The organism is Flavobacterium bomense (assembly GCF_003970355.1).
Genome location: NZ_RYDJ01000194.1, coordinates 1 through 1,167, shown reverse-complemented (window position 1 = coordinate 1,167; position 1,167 = coordinate 1). Strand labels below are relative to the sequence as shown.

The 1,167-nt window shown below is 37.2% G+C and carries 2 protein-coding genes; both read right to left on the bottom strand.

Annotated elements, in window-relative coordinates:
• A partial coding sequence (locus tag EKL98_RS16690) for a response regulator (protein ID WP_148104461.1) occupies positions 1–356 on the bottom strand: 356 nt, incomplete at its 3' end.
• A gap of 6 nt (positions 357–362) precedes the next feature.
• Positions 363–1,167, bottom strand: an 805-nt coding sequence (locus EKL98_RS16685; RefSeq protein ID WP_126563211.1) for a sensor histidine kinase, incomplete at its 5' end; no start/stop codon positions are given.

The window sequence follows — 1,167 nt, the reverse complement described above, 5'->3', positions numbered from 1 at the left end:
TTCACCACATAACTGTTCACTCCCAAACGATAACATTCCTGAATATCGGGGTCTTCTTTGGATGAAGTGAGTATTACGACAGGGATTTTTTTTGTGCGCTCATCTGCTTTTATTTTTTTAAGCACCTCAATGCCGTTTACTTTTGGCATTTTTAAATCGAGTAATATTACTTTGGGGATATTTTCAACTTTCCGACCGGAATAATTTCCCTCCGCAAATATGAAATCAATTGCCTCTGCACCATCTTTCAGATGCACTAATTTGTTTGCCAGATTATTTTTTTTCAGTGCGCGGATGGTTAATTCCGCATCGTTCTTGTTGTCTTCTATCAAAAGAATTTCTATTTCGTGATTCATAGTTTTTTAGTTTTTTATAATTGAGAAATAAAACACTGCTCCTTCGTTCACTGTTCCTTCAGCCCAACTTTTGCCTTCGTGCCTGGAAATTATTCGTTGCACTATCGCCAGTCCCACTCCCGTTCCTTCAAACTCATCCTGCGAATGCAGGCGCTGAAACACGCCAAATAATTTATCCGCATATCGCATATCGAAACCTGCCCCATTATCCTTTACCGAAAAAATAATTTCACCATTCTTTTCTTCCGACGATATTTCCACAACAGGATTTTTTTTCTTTGAAGAGTACTTAACTGCGTTTGAGATTAGGTTAATCATTACCTGACGAAGCAAACCGTAATCAGCTTTCACTTCATGCAGTTTGCCAATTTTTATTTTTGCATTATGTGTTGTTGATTTATTTAATTCAACCATCACTTCTTCTGTCATCTTATTCATGTCAATTTCCGTCATCTGAATCTCTTTCCTCCCAAGCCGTGAGAACGAAAGTAGGACATCAATCAGGATTCCCATTCTAGTAGCGTTATCGCGGATGATATCTATAATGCGTTTCCCTTCATCATCCAGTTTAGACCCATAATCTTCATTGAGTATTTCGGCATAGCCGTTTATCGCGCGAAGAGGTGCCCGTAAATCGTGAGACACAGAATAGCTGAATGCCTCCAACTCTTTATTTGAGTTTTGTAACTCCTCATTCAACTCATATAAAGCAACTTCCTGTTGGTGTTTTTCAATAAAAAATTTAACTTTATTTATTAATATTTCAGGCTGAAAAGGTTTTGTTATAAAGCTAAATTCACCATTTTCATAT